Source organism: Peribacillus sp. NPDC060253, assembly GCF_042727425.1.
Lineage (GTDB): Bacteria > Bacillota > Bacilli > Bacillales > DSM-1321 > Peribacillus.
On the sequence record NZ_JBHXAS010000272.1, the window covers coordinates 1 to 1,415 of the forward strand.

Sequence of the window (1,415 nt, forward strand, 5' to 3'; positions counted from 1 at the left end):
TTTAGGTATTCGATCATTTTTAATTCTTTGTTATTTTGTTTTTCTTCAAGGTAATTTGAGCCTAGTTCATGATAAGGTTCTCCTGTTTTTAAGATGTTGTAAGCAATCGTTACTAGTAAATGGGCAGAAGCAATTCGTCCCTTCATTTTTCCCTGTCGTTTGGTAATTCTTTTTCGATGTGAAGCAATTCGATTATTTTGCCTTGAAGTCGCTAATACACACTCTACGGCCATCGTTTTCAAAGCTTTGTTACCTTGTGTGGTTTTACTCGTTTTTTTTTACCAGCACTTTCGTAATTTCCGGGACTTACACCAGCCCAAGAGGCAAGATGTTTAGCCGACTTAAATACGGACATATCAACGCCCATCTCTGCAATAAAAGTGGCTGCGGCAGCTTTGTTCACACCAGGTATACCATCCAATAATTCTACTTCCTTATGATATGGGGACAGGAGTTGATCAATTTGTTTTTCCAATTCTTCTATGGCTTTTTCTAAATAACCCATATGCTCCCAATGGTAACGCAACATATCACGATGATGACGGCGAATACGCCCATTAATTGCATGGGCAATGTCAGTAATACTTGCTTTTGTTCGCCAATCCACCATTTTTCGAAGACCATCGGTCTCTATTTTTTCACCGTTTAGAATGGCTTCAAGTATACGGCGTCCCGATACACCAAAAATGTCTGATAGAACGGATGTTAGCTTGATATTAGCATCTTGAAGAATTTTGTGAATGCGATTCTGCTCTGATGTGCGATGATGAATCAATTTTTTTCGATAACGAGTAAGATCACGTAAATCACGAATATCCTCCGGTGGAACAAAATTGCTTTCAATAAGTCCACATCTTAGAAGCTTAGCAAGCCATTCGGCATCTTTCACATCAGTTTTACGCCCTGGAACATTTTTGACATGTCTGGCATTGGCAAGAACAAGGTGAAAAGAATCTTCGAGTATATTCCATATTGGTTTCCAGTAGACTCCAGTACTTTCCATCACAACATCGGATACCTGAAGGGTAGTTAACCAATCACTTAAAGCCAAGAGTCCTGTTGTTGTAGTCGAAAACGTTTCAATAGAGATTTTTGGCTTTTTATCTAATGGACCAAATAATACACAGGCTACTACTGTTTCTTGGTGTACATCTAGGCCAGCACACCGTTCAATCATTGCTTCCATAGGAGAATCACCTCAAAAAAAGATTAACAATACATATGACAGGAGATTTGTTACAAAAATTTTTGTATACGTACTAGCAGTACACTAAATGGTTCTTCCATACTGTCACAACCAGTTTCTTATACAGGGTATCTTCCTTAAGATCCACCAAAAAAAGCTCAGCCTGGTTGTATTGTTATCATCCATTATCGTCAAGGGGTTAATGGGTTAGACTCTATTTTTGAGTTTA

The 1,415-nt window shown here is 38.4% G+C and carries 1 protein-coding gene and 1 pseudogene; both read right to left on the bottom strand.

Going from position 1 to position 1,415, the window contains the following annotated elements; translation table 11 throughout:
* Window positions 1-242, bottom strand: a pseudogene (locus ACFWE9_RS26935) (hypothetical protein); the annotation flags it as partial.
* Window positions 239-1,186: an IS110 family RNA-guided transposase gene (locus tag ACFWE9_RS26940; RefSeq protein ID WP_230163055.1), complete on the bottom strand. Its 948-nt coding sequence runs from the start codon at window positions 1,184-1,186 to the stop codon at window positions 239-241. The gene ACFWE9_RS26940 and the pseudogene ACFWE9_RS26935, both read right to left, overlap by 4 nt.
* Window positions 1,187-1,415: the final 229 nt, after the last annotated feature.

Bases quoted from the DNA above. Each gene is read 5' to 3' on its own strand.
- ACFWE9_RS26940 (WP_230163055.1), bottom strand. From the start codon at position 1,186: ATGGAAGCAATGATTGAACGGTGTGCTGGCCTAGATGTACACCAAGAA.